Origin of the sequence: Vibrio sp. D3 (assembly GCF_043995865.1) — a bacterium.
In the GTDB taxonomy this organism is placed as follows: Bacteria; Pseudomonadota; Gammaproteobacteria; order Enterobacterales; family Vibrionaceae; genus Vibrio; species Vibrio diabolicus.
In genome coordinates this window covers 2,722,215-2,739,028 of the sequence record NZ_CP171887.1, presented here as the reverse complement: position 1 = coordinate 2,739,028, position 16,814 = coordinate 2,722,215, and the positions used below count along the sequence as shown (strand labels likewise).

Below are 16,814 nucleotides of genomic sequence, written 5' to 3'. Positions count from 1 at the left end.
TAGGCAACGTAAATCAGTAGTGAATAAGTGGCAGCCATTAAACTTACGGTCGATCGTATTCAACCCGGATTACATATCCGTCTTCCGCTAAAGTGGAACGATCACCCTTTTCTACTCAATAGTTTTAAGATTAAAGATCAAGAACAAGTCGAGATGATCCGTCACCTCGGTGTAAAGTTCGTTTACTTTAATCCAGAGCAAAGTGATGCGGCACCACTTCCAGTCGACCAGATACAAGCTGATAGAGTAACGAATGAAGCGTCGCTAGATCATGAAACTCAAAAACTTTGGCAAGAAAAACAAAACCGCATAGAAAAGTTAAGTGCGTATCGTCGACGCGTTATCCAGTGCGAAAAAGAGTTTGAGCGCTCTCTTGCGCGTATGCGCTCGGTCATGACGAAAATTCGTAATCGTCCAACAGCTGCCGTTGATGAAGCGAAGCTTCTTATTGAAGATATCGTCGAGAAGTTAATGTGTGATGATAATGTCACTCTACACCTGATGAACGGTAAAAATGAGTTTGAAGATATTTATTTCCATTCGTTGAACGTTGCTGTTATCGCCATGATGATTGGCCGTGCTAAGGGGTACTCAGCTGCACAGTTGAAAGAGCTTTCATTCTCAGCGCTATTCCACGATATCGGGAAAATAAAAATTCCTACCGCAATATTAAGAAAGCAAGCACCGCTGACGGAACCAGAAACTAACTACTTAAAGTTGCACACCAAATATGGAGTAGACCTTGCGAGCCAAATAGAAGGTTTTCCCGAAGTTGCAAGAGTTGTGATTGCACAGCACCATGAACTAAGAGATGGGTCTGGCTATCCCAAAGGTCTGAAAGGAGATGAGATCAACGAGTTTGCTCAAATTATTGCTGTAGCTAACGCATTTGATAACTTGTGTCATACACCTATAGTCTCAGATCAAAAAATTCCTTATACCGCACTCTCTCATTTATATAAGAACTGTAAACACCTATATAAAGAAGAAAACCTGAATATCCTGATTAAGTTTATGGGCGTGTTTCCTCCAGGCACTGTGGTTCAGCTTTCCAATAATATGGTGGGCTTGGTTATCTCAGTGAATGCATCGCATCTATTATTCCCAAATGTATTGGTTTACGACCCATCAGTGCCAAGGACGCAGGCGCCAATCATTGATCTTGCATCAAAGGATATAAAGATAGTTAACGCGATTCATCCGTCTAAATTGCCGGAGAAAATCAAAGAGTATCTTAATCCGCGTTCACGCATTTCTTACTTCTTCGATAGTGATGAGTAGTTATCCACAGGTTTTTGTGGGTAAGCTGTAGAAATCTTGAGTGTTATTTCGGGGTAATTTTTGGGTTGGATGGAAAGTATCCACTTGGCATGTTTTTTTAGAAAAAATGTACTTTTAGTATTGCCAAAGAAAATCTTCTCCCTATAATGCGCATCCATCGACACGGCAGACGCCACAAGGCTTCAGCAGGGTCGAAGAGGTGAAAAGCTTCTACGAAAATTAGTTGAAAAAGTGTTTGACACTCTCAATTATCTCGCTAGAATGCACCTCCGCTTTGAGAGAAAAACTTCTCGATAAGCAAGCTCTTTAACAATATAGACCTATCAATCTGTGTGGGCACTCGTTGATGATAATCCAATTAGAAACTTCGGTTTCAAATTAGGTTTCAATGAAACGAAGTGACCATTGAATCGAAAGATTCAGCACAGTCAATTCAAACATTACTTATGTAATGTTCAGTATTCATTGAGCCGAACAAAATCTTAAATTGAAGAGTTTGATCATGGCTCAGATTGAACGCTGGCGGCAGGCCTAACACATGCAAGTCGAGCGGAAACGAGTTATCTGAACCTTCGGGGGACGATAACGGCGTCGAGCGGCGGACGGGTGAGTAATGCCTAGGAAATTGCCCTGATGTGGGGGATAACCATTGGAAACGATGGCTAATACCGCATGATGCCTACGGGCCAAAGAGGGGGACCTTCGGGCCTCTCGCGTCAGGATATGCCTAGGTGGGATTAGCTAGTTGGTGAGGTAAGGGCTCACCAAGGCAACGATCCCTAGCTGGTCTGAGAGGATGATCAGCCACACTGGAACTGAGACACGGTCCAGACTCCTACGGGAGGCAGCAGTGGGGAATATTGCACAATGGGCGCAAGCCTGATGCAGCCATGCCGCGTGTATGAAGAAGGCCTTCGGGTTGTAAAGTACTTTCAGTTGTGAGGAAGGCGGCGTCGTTAATAGCGGCGTTGTTTGACGTTAGCGACAGAAGAAGCACCGGCTAACTCCGTGCCAGCAGCCGCGGTAATACGGAGGGTGCGAGCGTTAATCGGAATTACTGGGCGTAAAGCGCATGCAGGTGGTTTGTTAAGTCAGATGTGAAAGCCCGGGGCTCAACCTCGGAATAGCATTTGAAACTGGCAGACTAGAGTACTGTAGAGGGGGGTAGAATTTCAGGTGTAGCGGTGAAATGCGTAGAGATCTGAAGGAATACCGGTGGCGAAGGCGGCCCCCTGGACAGATACTGACACTCAGATGCGAAAGCGTGGGGAGCAAACAGGATTAGATACCCTGGTAGTCCACGCCGTAAACGATGTCTACTTGGAGGTTGTGGCCTTGAGCCGTGGCTTTCGGAGCTAACGCGTTAAGTAGACCGCCTGGGGAGTACGGTCGCAAGATTAAAACTCAAATGAATTGACGGGGGCCCGCACAAGCGGTGGAGCATGTGGTTTAATTCGATGCAACGCGAAGAACCTTACCTACTCTTGACATCCAGAGAACTTTCCAGAGATGGATTGGTGCCTTCGGGAACTCTGAGACAGGTGCTGCATGGCTGTCGTCAGCTCGTGTTGTGAAATGTTGGGTTAAGTCCCGCAACGAGCGCAACCCTTATCCTTGTTTGCCAGCGAGTAATGTCGGGAACTCCAGGGAGACTGCCGGTGATAAACCGGAGGAAGGTGGGGACGACGTCAAGTCATCATGGCCCTTACGAGTAGGGCTACACACGTGCTACAATGGCGCATACAGAGGGCGGCCAACTTGCGAGAGTGAGCGAATCCCAAAAAGTGCGTCGTAGTCCGGATTGGAGTCTGCAACTCGACTCCATGAAGTCGGAATCGCTAGTAATCGTGGATCAGAATGCCACGGTGAATACGTTCCCGGGCCTTGTACACACCGCCCGTCACACCATGGGAGTGGGCTGCAAAAGAAGTAGGTAGTTTAACCTTCGGGGGGACGCTTACCACTTTGTGGTTCATGACTGGGGTGAAGTCGTAACAAGGTAGCGCTAGGGGAACCTGGCGCTGGATCACCTCCTTAAACGATGATTATTGCGATGAGTGTTCACACAGATTGATACGGTTTATAAAGTAAAGAGACGATACTGGGTCTGTAGCTCAGGTGGTTAGAGCGTTCGCCTGATAAGCGAGAGGTCGGTGGTTCGAGTCCACTCAGACCCACCAATTTCCTTACTAAGGGATTGGCATACAGTATCGACACACCTTGATGGGGCTATAGCTCAGCTGGGAGAGCGCCTGCCTTGCACGCAGGAGGTCTGCGGTTCGATCCCGCATAGCTCCACCATCTTTAAGTGTTCTTGAAAAAGAATCTTTAAAAATGGTTTTCATCAGAAAATCTAGCTCTTTAACAATTTGGAAAGCTGACAAAACAACAATTTATTGTTGTTTGTAAAGTTCTCAAAGTATTCATTTATGAATACAACTAAAAACACATTCAAGTGTTCTTGGAATTTGAGTCCGGCAAAATCGAATGTCTCTCGCTCATTCAAATAATAATGAGAGACAACTTTGGTTGTTTAACATCAATTCGAAACTCCTTCGGGTTGTATGGTTAAGTGACTAAGCGTACACGGTGGATGCCTTGGCAGTCAGAGGCGATGAAGGACGTATTAACTTGCGATAAGCCCAGATTAGGTAGTAAAAACCACTTGAGTCTGGGATTTCCGAATGGGGAAACCCACTTACATAAGTAAGTATCGTTATGTGAATACATAGCATAACGAGGCGAACCGGGGGAACTGAAACATCTAAGTACCTCGAGGAAAAGAAATCAACCGAGATTCCGAAAGTAGCGGCGAGCGAAATTGGACTAGCCCTTAAGCTTTATAGGCGTTAGACGAACGGTCTGGAAAGTCCGGCGATACAGGGTGATAGCCCCGTAGTTGACAACGCACATTCAGTGAAATCGAGTAGGGCGGGACACGTGATATCCTGTCTGAATATGGGGGGACCATCCTCCAAGGCTAAATACTACTGACTGACCGATAGTGAACCAGTACCGTGAGGGAAAGGCGAAAAGAACCCCTGTGAGGGGAGTGAAATAGAACCTGAAACCGTGTACGTACAAGCAGTAGGAGCAGGCTTTGTCCTGTGACTGCGTACCTTTTGTATAATGGGTCAGCGACTTATATTCAGTGGCAAGGTTAACCATCTAGGGGAGCCGTAGGGAAACCGAGTCTTAACTGGGCGTTCAGTCTCTGGATATAGACCCGAAACCAGGTGATCTAGCCATGGGCAGGTTGAAGGTTGAGTAACATCAACTGGAGGACCGAACCGACTAATGTTGAAAAATTAGCGGATGACTTGTGGCTAGGGGTGAAAGGCCAATCAAACCTGGAGATAGCTGGTTCTCCCCGAAAGCTATTTAGGTAGCGCCTCGGACGAATACTACTGGGGGTAGAGCACTGTTAAGGCTAGGGGGTCATCCCGACTTACCAACCCTTTGCAAACTCCGAATACCAGTAAGTACTATCCGGGAGACACACGGCGGGTGTGCTAACGTCCGTCGTGGAGAGGGAAACAACCCAGACCGCCAGCTAAGGTCCCAAATTACTACTAAGTGGGAAACGATGTGGGAAGGCTCAGACAGCCAGGATGTTGGCTTAGAAGCAGCCATCATTTAAAGAAAGCGTAATAGCTCACTGGTCGAGTCGGCCTGCGCGGAAGATGTAACGGGGCTAAGTAGTAAACCGAAGCTGCGGCAATACTCTTTGAGTATTGGGTAGGGGAGCGTTCTGTAAGCGGTTGAAGGTGTGTGGTAACGCATGCTGGACGTATCAGAAGTGCGAATGCTGACATGAGTAACGATAAAGGGGGTGAAAAACCTCCTCGCCGGAAGACCAAGGGTTCCTGTCCAACGTTAATCGGGGCAGGGTAAGTCGACCCCTAAGGCGAGGCCGAAAGGCGTAGTCGATGGGAAACGGGTTAATATTCCCGTACTTCTTACAATTGCGATGGGGGGACGGAGAAGGCTAGGTGGGCCTGGCGACGGTTGTCCAGGTTCAAGTGCGTAGGCTTGAGAGTTAGGTAAATCCGGCTCTCTTTAAGGCTGAGACACGACGTCGAGCACCTACGGGTGTGAAGTCATTGATGCCATGCTTCCAGGAAAAGCCTCTAAGCTTCAGATTGTAAGGAATCGTACCCCAAACCGACACAGGTGGTCGGGTAGAGAATACCAAGGCGCTTGAGAGAACTCGGGTGAAGGAACTAGGCAAAATGGTACCGTAACTTCGGGAGAAGGTACGCTCTCGACGGTGAAGTCCCTCGCGGATGGAGCTATTGAGAGTCGCAGATACCAGGTGGCTGCAACTGTTTATTAAAAACACAGCACTGTGCAAAATCGCAAGATGACGTATACGGTGTGACGCCTGCCCGGTGCCGGAAGGTTAATTGATGGGGTTAGACTTCGGTCGAAGCTCTTGATCGAAGCCCCGGTAAACGGCGGCCGTAACTATAACGGTCCTAAGGTAGCGAAATTCCTTGTCGGGTAAGTTCCGACCTGCACGAATGGCGTAATGATGGCCACGCTGTCTCCACCCGAGACTCAGTGAAATTGAAATCGCTGTGAAGATGCAGTGTACCCGCGGCTAGACGGAAAGACCCCGTGAACCTTTACTACAGCTTGGCACTGAACATTGACCCTACATGTGTAGGATAGGTGGGAGGCTTTGAAGCGCAGTCGCTAGATTGCGTGGAGCCGTCCTTGAAATACCACCCTTGTAGTGTTGATGTTCTAACGTCGACCCCTCATCGGGGTTGCGGACAGTGCCTGGTGGGTAGTTTGACTGGGGCGGTCTCCTCCCAAAGCGTAACGGAGGAGCACGAAGGTGGGCTAATCACGGTTGGACATCGTGAGGTTAGTGCAATGGCATAAGCCCGCTTGACTGCGAGAATGACAATTCGAGCAGGTGCGAAAGCAGGTCATAGTGATCCGGTGGTTCTGAATGGAAGGGCCATCGCTCAACGGATAAAAGGTACTCCGGGGATAACAGGCTGATACCGCCCAAGAGTTCATATCGACGGCGGTGTTTGGCACCTCGATGTCGGCTCATCACATCCTGGGGCTGAAGTCGGTCCCAAGGGTATGGCTGTTCGCCATTTAAAGTGGTACGCGAGCTGGGTTTAGAACGTCGTGAGACAGTTCGGTCCCTATCTGCCGTGGGCGTTGGAGAATTGAAAGGGGCTGCTCCTAGTACGAGAGGACCGGAGTGGACGAACCTCTGGTGTTCGGGTTGTGTCGCCAGACGCATTGCCCGGTAGCTAAGTTCGGGATCGATAACCGCTGAAAGCATCTAAGCGGGAAGCGAGCCTTGAGATGAGTTCTCCCTGATACTTTAAGTATCCTAAAGGGTTGTCGTAGACTACGACGTTGATAGGCAGGGTGTGTAAGCGTTGTGAGGCGTTGAGCTAACCTGTACTAATTGCCCGTGAGGCTTAACCATACAACACCCAAGGGGTTTTGATGGACTCAATGAAAGAACATTGAATGTGTAAGAACGAGAATTAAGAAACAGCTTTCCGAATTAAAGAATTTGCTTGGCGACCATAGCGTTTTGGACCCACCTGATTTCCATGCCGAACTCAGAAGTGAAACGAAATAGCGCCGATGGTAGTGTGGGGCTTCCCCATGTGAGAGTAGGACATCGCCAGGCTTTAAATTTAGTGTTCTCCTTTTTAAAAAGTTGAAGACAAAAGTTAAGAGAGCCCGTTTGTAAAAGCGGGCTTTTTTAGTCCTTACGGACACAAATAATGTGCTGATATGGCTCAGTCGGTAGAGCGCATCCTTGGTAAGGATGAGGTCCCCAGTTCGATTCTGGGTATCAGCACCATTTATTGTTTGTTTTAGACTTTAAATTAAAGCCTAAAACAAAACGTAAAGAATTTGCTTGGCGACCATAGCGTTTTGGACCCACCTGATTTCCATGCCGAACTCAGAAGTGAAACGAAATAGCGCCGATGGTAGTGTGGGGCTTCCCCATGTGAGAGTAGGACATCGCCAGGCTTTAAATTTTGGACACTTGCTGATTACAAGCGAGTGATACCACTGCGGAGTGGTAGTTCAGTTGGTTAGAATACCGGCCTGTCACGCCGGGGGTCGCGGGTTCGAGTCCCGTCCACTCCGCCACTTATATTAAGCCTCAGTCGAAAGACTGGGGCTTTTTCGTTAATGCGAGTATATTTTTCCCTTCAATCGAATGAGTCCTGCGGAAAGGCCTGTTAGTAGCCCGGAACCGCTGCCACTTATATTAAGCTTCACTTGAAAGACTAAGATTTTTGGTATCTGTAGGACCAGCTTTCTCTGTAACCAAGTTGCACAATTCTAGTTGAATGTAATCTTGCCCATTTCTCTACAGATTCGAGCCTATAGTAAATGCTGGGGACTGATGGGTTATGCCGGTCATTAGACCAGAGAATTCGCATAAGCTAGCTCGTAGTCTGCATTCTTGCCACTGCGTATTTCGTTAACGCTCCTCTCTAATAAGAGTTTTCTACTGCTACTTCGCAAATATTCATCGTTCTAGTGTTCTGGATAGTCCCTAGGAGAATGGATTGCTGGAGTTTGTTACCGCTAGTCTGATTTAGTCATTGGAAGAGAATGAGCGTCTAGACTGTTAAGAGAGTAAAGTCATTCGAACATTCATGTCTTTTAGAAAACTTTGTTTTCTTTGCTGATCTTGCTAGTAACGATTAACCTAAGAGGAGTTCTCGTAGGAGTAAGTTTGATGATGCAACAAATAAAAAATGAAACCTTGAAATCCGTATTTAAACAATGGTCTTCCGAAGAGGGAATTGTGGTCATCAACCCTGCAACTGAGCAAGAGTTAGTTCGACTAAAGCCCAGTGCTCTTGAGGAATTAGATGACATTATTGGTAAGTGTAAAACCGAGCAAATTCGCTGGGCAAAGTTAAGTGCTAAAGAGCGCTCTCGTCGCTTGAAAAAGTGGTATCAATTACTCCTTGATAATGCAGAAGACATTGCCACAATTATTACCTTAGAGCAGGGAAAACCATTAACCGAGAGTAAAGGGGAGGTGATGTATGGCGCCTCTTTTGTTGAGTGGTTTTCAGAAGAAGCCAAACGTGCTTATGGCGAAGTTATACCAGCCCCCACGACAGATCGACGTCTGTCTGCTATTCGCCAGCCTGTAGGGGTATGCGCTGCAATTACGCCGTGGAACTTCCCTATTGCGATGATTACAAGAAAAGCAGCACCAGCCCTGGCGGCAGGCTGTGGTATGCTGATTAAACCCTCTGAGCTTACCCCTCTTACTGCAATTGCTGTTGTTGAATTAGCTTATCAGGCAGGAATCCCAAAAGAACTGCTTCCTGTGGTGGTATCAGAGCAGGCAGCTGAGTTTGGCCTAGTACTAAGTACTGATCCTAGGATTAAGAAAGTTTCTTTTACGGGCTCTACGCGAGTCGGGAAGATTTTGATGAAACAAGCCAGTGACTCTGTCAAAGCGGTTTCGATGGAGTTAGGTGGTAATGCACCTTTTATTGTTTTTGAAGATGCAGATTTAGATGCGGCGGCGGAAGGGCTTGTCGCTTCGAAGTTTCGTAATGCAGGGCAAACATGTGTTTGTACCAATCGGCTGTATGTTCATGAAGGTGTAAAACAAGTTTTTATTGAAAAAGTATTGTCGAAGTTAAGCAAATTACAGCTTGGTAATGGTTTAGAGAAAGGTGTCACATTAGGCCCTGTTATTACGATGGCTTCTAAACATCGCCTAGAGGCGGTGATCGATCAAGCTGTACAAGAAGGGGCTTCTATTGCCAACTCTCCGCAGAGACGCCCTGGGCGCTTTATGGAGCCCGTTCTTTTGGATAGCGTCAAGCAACATATGTCGATTGTTCAGCAAGAGCTATTCGGGCCTGTGTTACCTATTATTACCTTTGAGAATGATGAACAAGTTCTCGGAATGGCGAATGACACAGAGTATGGTTTGGCTTGTTACTTCTACACGAATAACTTCAAGCGTATTGTTGCTTTCAGCGAAGGTCTGGAATACGGCATGGTTGGTGTCAATGAGGGGATTATTTCTACTGAGGTGGCCCCGTTTGGTGGAGTGAAAGAGTCAGGAGTTGGCCGAGAAGGTGCGAAACAAGGGCTCGATGAATATTTGGAGACAAAGTATATTTGTCTCGGTGGTTTAAGCTGAGTTGGTTGATTTAAGCAAAAAGCTGGGTTTTACCTGGCTTTTTTTGTTCTGGGAGATGTGTGCCAATCACTATGATTATTATTTATTGGTGAACATTGCTTATGGTGGGACTATCGATAGAAAGCAGAGTTGTTGGTGAGCAGATATTCCACTCTAAGTTAAGCGATGCCTTCAAGGTAATGATCTAAACTCTGATTTTCTTTCCTGAGTGACATGAGTAGAAAAGAGTTTGACTTTAAACCAATGCAAAAAAGCCGTATCAAGAGATACGGCTTTTTCTAATATGGCTCCTCCTACTGGACTCGAACCAGTGACCTGCGGATTAACAGTCCGTCGCTCTACCAACTGAGCTAAGGAGGAACAAATTTTAATAAGTGGTGCCGACTACCGGAATCGAACTGGTGACCTACTGATTACAAGTCAGTTGCTCTACCTACTGAGCTAAGTCGGCACATTTTCGTTAATAAGTAATCGACTTACTAACTGAAAAATGGCTCCTCCTACTGGACTCGAACCAGTGACCTGCGGATTAACAGTCCGTCGCTCTACCAACTGAGCTAAGGAGGAATTGTCTTTTTAAAAGAATAAATGGTGCCGACTACCGGAATCGAACTGGTGACCTACTGATTACAAGTCAGTTGCTCTACCTACTGAGCTAAGTCGGCACACTATATTCTTTAACTATTGTTCGTGCTAAGCACCAACAATTAATAAATTGTGGTGCCCGGAGGCGGAATCGAACCACCGACACGAGGATTTTCAATCCTCTGCTCTACCGACTGAGCTATCCGGGCGACGAGGTGTATTAAACGGTTTTTCGGCTCTTAGGTCAACCATAAAATTAAAATAAAATATCGTTTGATGAAAATGTGCTCGGAGTGGGCTGTTTTTATGCATTTTTGATAAAGATCCGCCATCAACTAAGCTTTCTTTAATGGAGAAATAGGAGCTTGAAAGTAGAGTAAATGGATAAAAACAAAAAAAGCACGCTTGAAAACGTGCTTTATACTAAACAATTGACTTTAACCTAGTGCTTTACAGAGAACTTGTTTACCCAACCTTCTAGCTCATCCGCCAGCGAAGCTAAACTTTGAGTGCTTGATTGACTCTCCGTTACCACAGAGTTGAGCTGGCTTCCGCTTTCCTCGATAAGATTGACGCGAAGCGCAATATCATCGCTAACCTGAGTTTGTTCGGCTGCTGCGGTCGCGATCTGCTGACTCATTGCGGTGATAGATTCTAACGCCGTTACAATTTGCTGCAGAGCTTCAGAGGCATTCTTAGACTCTGTTACTGTACCCTCACTGGTTTCTGCACACACTTCCATTGTGTGAATAGCGTTACGGGAACCTTCTTGCAGGTTGGAGATCATATGCTGAATCTCTTTAGTGCTGTCTTGTGTTCGGCCTGCCAGGTTACGCACCTCGTCGGCAACAACGGCAAAGCCTCGACCTTGCTCTCCGGCACGTGCTGCTTCAATGGCTGCATTGAGTGCGAGTAAGTTTGTTTGCTCTGCAATATCGCCAATTACATCGAGCACTTTCACTATACTATTTACATCCTGATCTAGATCGGCGACCGCTTTACTTGCAGTATTTAATTGAGAAGCTAAACCTTGAATGTTTTCAACAGTACTGTGAATCAGCTTCTGAGTATGCTGACTTTGTTTATCGGCTTCGTCTGTGTTGTTTGCTGTATCACTTGCCGAGTTGGCAACATGGTTGGCTGAAGATGCCATTTCAGTCATCGCAGTGGCAATCATTGCTGTTGACTGCTGCTGGGATACGGTGAGATCGGCAATCGTATTTGAGCGAGATTCTACGGCAGATAACTCAGCGCGCAGTGCGTGCATGGATTTCTCAAGGTTTGTCACCATGGTGGCTAGTGATTGACTCATATCTTGCACCGCACGATAGATACTTCCTCTCGGCGCCACTGCATCAAAACTGGTCTGAATGTCGCCTTGTGCAACAGCTTGAACGGCTTTGCGCACATCGTTTGGCTCTCCACCAAGTAGATTGAGCATCTTGCGAATCGAGATTATCAGACCACCGAGAATACTCCCCGCGATAACTAAACACAGTACAAGCTGCCATTGGGCGGTAGCCCAGAAGCGAGCATTCACCTCATTAAAGCCGATCCCTGTACCTACAACCCAGCCCCAATGTGGTGTTTTCTCGGCAATAGAGTGTTTTTCTTCAATGCTTCCGTCGGCCTGCTTTTGACTCCAAGTATATTCGACGATTTGACCTGTTTTGCGCCCCAAAACATCTAAGATAAGTTGGCCGACGCTGTTGCCATCTCCATCACGAAAGTCGTGAAAGCTTGTGCCATGTAATTGAGGGTCAAGCGGAGCTGCAACAAAAATCATGTTCTCATCTGCGACATAAACGTATTCGTTGTCTTTGTAGATATTATTACGAAGTAGGCGAGTGGCTAATGATTTCGCTTCGTCCTCTGGCATTTTGCCTTCGATAGCCATTTTTTCTACTTCGGTAAGAATGCTGTACGCACTTTTGAATAACTCAGTAACCCGAGCTTTGTTATCAAGGTTACTTGCGACGCGAAGTGTCCATAAACCCGTTGCGGTCAGTGCTAGGAGTGCTAGCAATATGATCGCAGATAATAAATAGGCTTGAGTTTTTAGTTTCATATTTGGCTCACAAATAAAGTGTCATCACTATGCAAGGCATAGCTAAAAGAAGAAATGTAATAACTCGGGCATCTTAGTGAAGATGAATATGAGCGCATACTAGTGCGTATTGAAATTATGATGAGGATTAAATTTTTAGCGTAAAATAAGTGTTTTTTAGAGATTGGGCTTAATATTTTGCGATGCTAGAAACAGAGAAACAGAGAAACAGAGAAACAGAGAAACAGAGAAACAGAGAAACTGGGGGAATGAAATGAGCGTAGGGCAGATGCCAAAAAGCCGCATCAAAAGATGCGGCTTTTTAAAAATGGCTCCTCCTACTGGACTCGAACCAGTGACCTGCGGATTAACAGTCCGTCGCTCTACCAACTGAGCTAAGGAGGAATTATTCGTGTATCGTGTTTAGCAATGACACCAAATAATGGTGCCTCGAGGCGGAATCGAACCACCGACACGAGGATTTTCAATCCTCTGCTCTACCGACTGAGCTATCGAGGCAAAAGAATGGTGCCGACTACCGGAATCGAACTGGTGACCTACTGATTACAAGTCAGTTGCTCTACCTACTGAGCTAAGTCGGCACACTTTATTCTTTTTAGAAGAGATGAACTCTTCGTTTTAAGAATCTCATTCATATGAAATTCTTGAAGTTGGCTCCTCCTACTGGACTCGAACCAGTGACCTGCGGATTAACAGTCCGTCGCTCTACCAACTGAGCTAAGGAGGAACTATTCTGTTTTGTGTCTTGCCAATGATTTAAATTAAGCAAGCGCACCAAATATGGTGCCTCGAGGCGGAATCGAACCACCGACACGAGGATTTTCAATCCTCTGCTCTACCGACTGAGCTATCGAGGCAAAAGAATGGTGCCGACTACCGGAATCGAACTGGTGACCTACTGATTACAAGTCAGTTGCTCTACCTACTGAGCTAAGTCGGCACGCTTTATTCTTTGTGCTTTTGTCCGTGTTATAACATTTCGTTAAGACACCAACAAATCAAATTGTGGTGCCCGGAGGCGGAATCGAACCACCGACACGAGGATTTTCAATCCTCTGCTCTACCGACTGAGCTATCCGGGCGACGGAGCGCTATTAAACGGATTTTCCCGCTTTGCGTCAACCACTTTTTTTAAATAATTTCAAAAAAGTGCTTGTTCGAACGCTTTTTATTCAACTGTCACTACAAAGTTTGCTTTGAGTTAAATTCCTTTTTGAAATTTGTAACTTTTTCTAGGTAACGACGTGCTTCTGCGTTCGGATGTTTCTTAGTTAGTGCCCAATAAACTTGGTTGGGTTGCAACGAATTAAGATCTTGCATTGCGCGTTTGCGATCGCTGCGATGGAATGTGTTTAAAACACCTCCAGTACCACCATTGTAAGCGGAAATCATACTGTACTCGAGAGAGGTTGGGTGATGGACTTCTCTTAAATAACGATTTTTTAAGATGTAGAAATACGCAGTACCGGTATCGATGTTGTTTTCTGGATTAAACAAATATTCCGGGCTTGGTTGGCCTGAGCGCTTTTTCACGAGCTTGAATACGTCCCGACCGGCGGTTTTAGGTACAACTTGCATTAAGCCATACGCATTTGCCCAACTTACTGCGTACGGGTTGAAGCTGCTCTCGGTTTTAATAATGGCGTATATCAAATCTTCTGGAATATCGTATTTCTTAGAAGCTCGGCGCACGATATCGGCGTATTGGTAGCTGCGTGTTGAAAAATGGTCTTCAACCATGGGGATTTCGACGTAATACGCTTTCTTGAAATCAACGTCTTTGGTCTTGATCTTGTTTGCGATGAGATACTCCGCAAATCGGTTTGCCCGCCAAGACCACTGAATTGGCTTATTGTCTTGATCGACAACTTGTTTATACAGAAATGGTTGCCCTTCTAACGTGATTCCTTTTGAGGAGAACAAGTCGACGTGAGCTGGATCGTCTGGCGTGAGTAAGGTAGTGACAATCGCCTCTTTGAGGTGCTTTTGGGGCTCGGTCGGTGATACGGTTTCAATCGTGATCACGCCTTTGCGAAAGTCGACCTCGGCACGGCTAAGGTAGTTATCGATATATTTGACGTAATTACTTTTGCCTGCGTACTTAATTTCTTTTTTACCCCAGCGCTTTTGAATATTACCAGAGAAACTATTGATCAGGGCATCTAACGCGGCGGTATCTTTTTCAAATTGTCCAGGTAGCTCAGCTAAGTTATTGGCAAAACGGTTTGTGGGCTCGTAGTTGACGTCATAAATCTTTTCGACGAATTCACGGCTACAGCCAGCCATTAAAAGTGCGGCAGCAATAAAGACAATTTTTTTCATAAGTATCAGGGCTATTGAAGGTAATAGAGAAATGACACCACAAGTGGTTGTGATGTCATTGTTTTAACTCAAGCGACTTTATTCGCTCGGCGGTGTGTAACCTTCGATATGAACGTCTTTTCCTTCAAAGAGGAAGTTTACCATTTCTGTTTCGATCAGTTTTCGGTGCTCTGGATCCATCATGTTGAGTTTCTTTTCGTTGATCAACATGGTTTGTTTGTGTTGCCACTGAGCCCACGCTTCTTTCGAGATGTTGTCGAAAATGCGTTTACCTAGTTCACCAGGGTAAAGTTGAAAATCTAGACCTTCGCCTTCTTTTTTTAGTCGAGCACAAAATACAGTGCGGCTCATAATGACTCCTTGTATTCAATTAACGAAGTTCGTGGGGTAGCGCTTCCAGCAATAGTTTTACTGGCGCGGCTAAACCGACTTCTTCAGGTTTAGATAAGTTATACCAAAGACCTTTGTTGCCTTCCATTATCACGTCCGGTTGCTTTGATAAATCAATCAAAATTGGCGTGATATCGAGGTGGTAATGGCTAAAGGTATGGCGAAAGGTAATCAGTGTTTGCTGCTGCTTGATATTGCTGGCTTGAATGCCACGTTGATCCAGTAGCAATTCAATGTCGCTTTCTACATCTACATGTTCGGTTTGTGGGAAGCAAAATAAGCCACCCCAAATGCCTGTTTGTGGTCTTTGTTCTAACCACACTTCATGACCATTTTCGGTGTTGTGATGAAGCATTACAAAACGAGTTTGCTTGATTGGCTTGTCTTTTTTCGGTTTTTTACCCGGGTAGTCGAGCACATTGCCTTGTTGTTTTGCCACACACAGATCCGCAACAGGGCAGAGGCTACATTTGGGTTTGCTGCGTGTGCAGACCATCGCGCCCATGTCCATCATTGCCTGGTTATACTTATCTACGTCCGTTTGTGGGGTATGCGTTTCGGCAATTTCCCACAGCTGGTTTTCAACCTTTTTTTGTCCTGGCCATCCTTCGACTGCGAAACAGCGGGATAGGGTGCGCTTCACGTTGCCATCAAGAATCGCATGTGGTTGTTTATACACAGACGATAAAACGGCGGCTGCGGTAGAGCGGCCAATCCCCGGTAAGGCGTTCATTTTCTCTATATCAAGAGGAAACTCACCATTGTATGTAGAGGCGACCTCTTGTGCTGCTTTGTGAAGGTTACGGGCTCGGGCGTAATACCCTAAGCCAGTCCAAAGGTGCAGGACTTCATCTTGCTCAGCATTGGCAAGATCGAGCACGGTTGGAAAACGCTCTAAGAAACGTTGGTAATACGGAATAACCGTAGTGACCTGAGTTTGCTGAAGCATGATTTCAGACAACCAGACACTGTATGCGGTCTTATTTTGTTGCCACGGAAGATCTTTTCTTCCATATGCGTCATACCATTCTAGGATGGCATTGGCGAAAGGTGTCACGACTTGCTCTGTATTCTATTATTGGTTAGGTGCAAAATTGCACCACATAATGGGCAAGAAGTACAACGGATAAACAGTAGGGATATAAAGAGGTGTGCTATTGCTTTTGGGCTGCCATAGGCCAAGAGCTCAACAAATACTTGCACCTCAGTAAATTCTTTGGATAATCCCCGCTTTGATTAATCAATGTGCAGGCAAAATCAATGAGTGAAGTAACCACTAACGAATACAACGAAGACGGAAAGCTGATCCGCAAAATCCGCAGCTTTGTGCGCCGTGAAGGGCGTTTGACTAAAGGTCAAGAGAGCGCGATGAATGAATGCTGGCCAACGATGGGTATTGACTTCAAAGCTGAACTTCTCGATTGGAAAGAAGTGTTTGGCAACGATAACCCAGTAGTGCTTGAGATCGGTTTTGGTATGGGTGCTTCATTGGTTGAAATGGCAAAGAATGCACCAGAGAAGAACTTCATTGGTATCGAAGTACACAGCCCGGGTGTTGGTGCTTGTCTTGCGGATGCGCGTGAGGCGGGAGTTACTAACCTGCGTGTGATGTGTCATGATGCAGTGGAAGTGTTTGAGCATATGATTCCAAACGGCAGCTTATCGACACTGCAGTTGTTCTTCCCAGACCCTTGGCACAAGAAACGTCACCACAAGCGTCGCATCGTTCAATTAGGTTTTGCTGAAATGGTTCGTGAGAAGCTGATCCCTAATGAAGGTATTTTCCACATGGCGACAGACTGGGAAAACTACGCAGAGCACATGATTGAAGTTATGCACCAAGCGCCAGGTTTCGAAAACATTGCTAAAGATGGTGATTTCGTTCCTCGTCCAGACGACCGTCCTTTAACGAAGTTTGAAGCTCGTGGTCACCGTCTTGGTCACGGTGTGTGGGATATCAAATATAAGCGTATCGCGTAACTAGAGGAGTTC

Annotated in this window: 7 protein-coding genes, 16 tRNA genes and 4 rRNA genes; 11 read left to right on the top strand and 16 right to left on the bottom strand. The window is 46.1% G+C overall.

Features of this window, described 5'->3' with window-relative positions; genetic code table 11:
• The first annotated feature begins 27 nt into the window (after positions 1-27).
• From ACHFJ9_RS20680 to ACHFJ9_RS20635, 10 genes are all read left to right on the top strand, one after another.
• Positions 28-1,281, top strand: a complete 1,254-nt coding sequence (locus ACHFJ9_RS20680) for an HD-GYP domain-containing protein (RefSeq protein ID WP_054868202.1) — start codon at positions 28-30, stop codon at positions 1,279-1,281.
• Between the two features lie 484 nt (positions 1,282-1,765).
• Positions 1,766-3,318, top strand: a 16S ribosomal RNA gene (locus ACHFJ9_RS20675).
• A 66-nt stretch (positions 3,319-3,384) separates the two neighbouring features.
• Positions 3,385-3,461: transfer RNA gene (locus ACHFJ9_RS20670), tRNA-Ile, on the top strand.
• 45 nt (positions 3,462-3,506) lie between these two features.
• A tRNA-Ala gene (locus tag ACHFJ9_RS20665) sits at positions 3,507-3,582 on the top strand.
• 265 nt (positions 3,583-3,847) lie between these two features.
• Positions 3,848-6,739: ribosomal RNA gene (locus ACHFJ9_RS20660) — 23S ribosomal RNA — on the top strand.
• Positions 6,740-6,832: 93 nt separating this feature from the next.
• A 5S ribosomal RNA gene (gene rrf, locus ACHFJ9_RS20655) occupies positions 6,833-6,949 on the top strand.
• Positions 6,950-7,050: 101 nt separating this feature from the next.
• Positions 7,051-7,126, top strand: a tRNA-Thr gene (locus tag ACHFJ9_RS20650).
• 56 nt (positions 7,127-7,182) lie between these two features.
• Positions 7,183-7,299 (top strand): 5S ribosomal RNA (gene rrf / locus ACHFJ9_RS20645).
• The 16S, 23S and 5S rRNA genes sit together here with 4 tRNA genes alongside, the layout of an rRNA operon.
• 46 nt (positions 7,300-7,345) lie before the next feature.
• Positions 7,346-7,422, top strand: a tRNA-Asp gene (locus ACHFJ9_RS20640).
• 598 nt (positions 7,423-8,020) lie between these two features.
• Positions 8,021-9,457: an NAD-dependent succinate-semialdehyde dehydrogenase gene (locus ACHFJ9_RS20635; RefSeq protein WP_258661903.1), complete on the top strand. Its 1,437-nt coding sequence runs from the start codon at positions 8,021-8,023 to the stop codon at positions 9,455-9,457.
• A gap of 284 nt (positions 9,458-9,741) precedes the next feature.
• Here the strand turns inward: ACHFJ9_RS20635 and ACHFJ9_RS20630 are convergent.
• The 16 genes from ACHFJ9_RS20630 to mutY form a co-directional block, all read right to left on the bottom strand.
• Positions 9,742-9,817 (bottom strand) — tRNA-Asn (locus tag ACHFJ9_RS20630).
• 15 nt (positions 9,818-9,832) lie between these two features.
• Positions 9,833-9,908: transfer RNA gene (locus ACHFJ9_RS20625), tRNA-Thr, on the bottom strand.
• 40 nt (positions 9,909-9,948) lie between these two features.
• Positions 9,949-10,024: transfer RNA gene (locus ACHFJ9_RS20620), tRNA-Asn, on the bottom strand.
• Positions 10,025-10,046: 22 nt separating this feature from the next.
• A tRNA-Thr gene (locus ACHFJ9_RS20615) sits at positions 10,047-10,122 on the bottom strand.
• A 53-nt stretch (positions 10,123-10,175) separates the two neighbouring features.
• Positions 10,176-10,251, bottom strand: a tRNA-Phe gene (locus ACHFJ9_RS20610).
• A gap of 233 nt (positions 10,252-10,484) precedes the next feature.
• Positions 10,485-12,110, bottom strand: coding sequence for a methyl-accepting chemotaxis protein (locus tag ACHFJ9_RS20605; protein ID WP_046875116.1), 1,626 nt, complete (start codon positions 12,108-12,110; stop codon positions 10,485-10,487).
• Positions 12,111-12,418: 308 nt separating this feature from the next.
• Positions 12,419-12,494, bottom strand: a tRNA-Asn gene (locus ACHFJ9_RS20600).
• A gap of 38 nt (positions 12,495-12,532) precedes the next feature.
• A tRNA-Phe gene (locus tag ACHFJ9_RS20595) sits at positions 12,533-12,608 on the bottom strand.
• 7 nt (positions 12,609-12,615) lie between these two features.
• Positions 12,616-12,691, bottom strand: a tRNA-Thr gene (locus ACHFJ9_RS20590).
• A gap of 70 nt (positions 12,692-12,761) precedes the next feature.
• Positions 12,762-12,837 (bottom strand) — tRNA-Asn (locus ACHFJ9_RS20585).
• Positions 12,838-12,891: 54 nt separating this feature from the next.
• Positions 12,892-12,967 (bottom strand) — tRNA-Phe (locus ACHFJ9_RS20580).
• Between the two features lie 7 nt (positions 12,968-12,974).
• Positions 12,975-13,050, bottom strand: a tRNA-Thr gene (locus ACHFJ9_RS20575).
• 66 nt (positions 13,051-13,116) lie between these two features.
• Positions 13,117-13,192: transfer RNA gene (locus tag ACHFJ9_RS20570), tRNA-Phe, on the bottom strand.
• 100 nt (positions 13,193-13,292) lie between these two features.
• Positions 13,293-14,432, bottom strand: a complete 1,140-nt coding sequence (gene mltC / locus ACHFJ9_RS20565; RefSeq protein WP_005393998.1) for a membrane-bound lytic murein transglycosylase MltC — start codon at positions 14,430-14,432, stop codon at positions 13,293-13,295.
• A gap of 78 nt (positions 14,433-14,510) precedes the next feature.
• Positions 14,511-14,783: an oxidative damage protection protein gene (locus tag ACHFJ9_RS20560; RefSeq protein WP_005381002.1), complete on the bottom strand. Its 273-nt coding sequence runs from the start codon at positions 14,781-14,783 to the stop codon at positions 14,511-14,513.
• 19 nt (positions 14,784-14,802) lie between these two features.
• On the bottom strand, positions 14,803-15,879 hold the full coding sequence (mutY, locus tag ACHFJ9_RS20555; protein ID WP_114323654.1) for an A/G-specific adenine glycosylase: 1,077 nt from the start codon (positions 15,877-15,879) through the stop codon (positions 14,803-14,805).
• 203 nt (positions 15,880-16,082) lie between these two features.
• Between mutY and trmB the strand changes: the two genes are divergently transcribed.
• On the top strand, positions 16,083-16,802 hold the full coding sequence (gene trmB / locus ACHFJ9_RS20550) for a tRNA (guanosine(46)-N7)-methyltransferase TrmB (RefSeq protein WP_395356150.1): 720 nt from the start codon (positions 16,083-16,085) through the stop codon (positions 16,800-16,802).
• Positions 16,803-16,814 lie beyond the last annotated feature (12 nt).

Coding starts and splice junctions, on each gene's coding strand:
- ACHFJ9_RS20635 (WP_258661903.1), top strand. CDS start 8,021: ATGATGCAACAAATAAAAAATGAAACCTTGAAATCCGTATTTAAACAA.
- ACHFJ9_RS20605 (WP_046875116.1), bottom strand. CDS start 12,110: ATGAAACTAAAAACTCAAGCCTATTTATTATCTGCGATCATATTGCTA.
- mltC (WP_005393998.1), bottom strand. CDS start 14,432: ATGAAAAAAATTGTCTTTATTGCTGCCGCACTTTTAATGGCTGGCTGT.
- ACHFJ9_RS20560 (WP_005381002.1), bottom strand. CDS start 14,783: ATGAGCCGCACTGTATTTTGTGCTCGACTAAAAAAAGAAGGCGAAGGT.
- trmB (WP_395356150.1), top strand. CDS start 16,083: ATGAGTGAAGTAACCACTAACGAATACAACGAAGACGGAAAGCTGATC.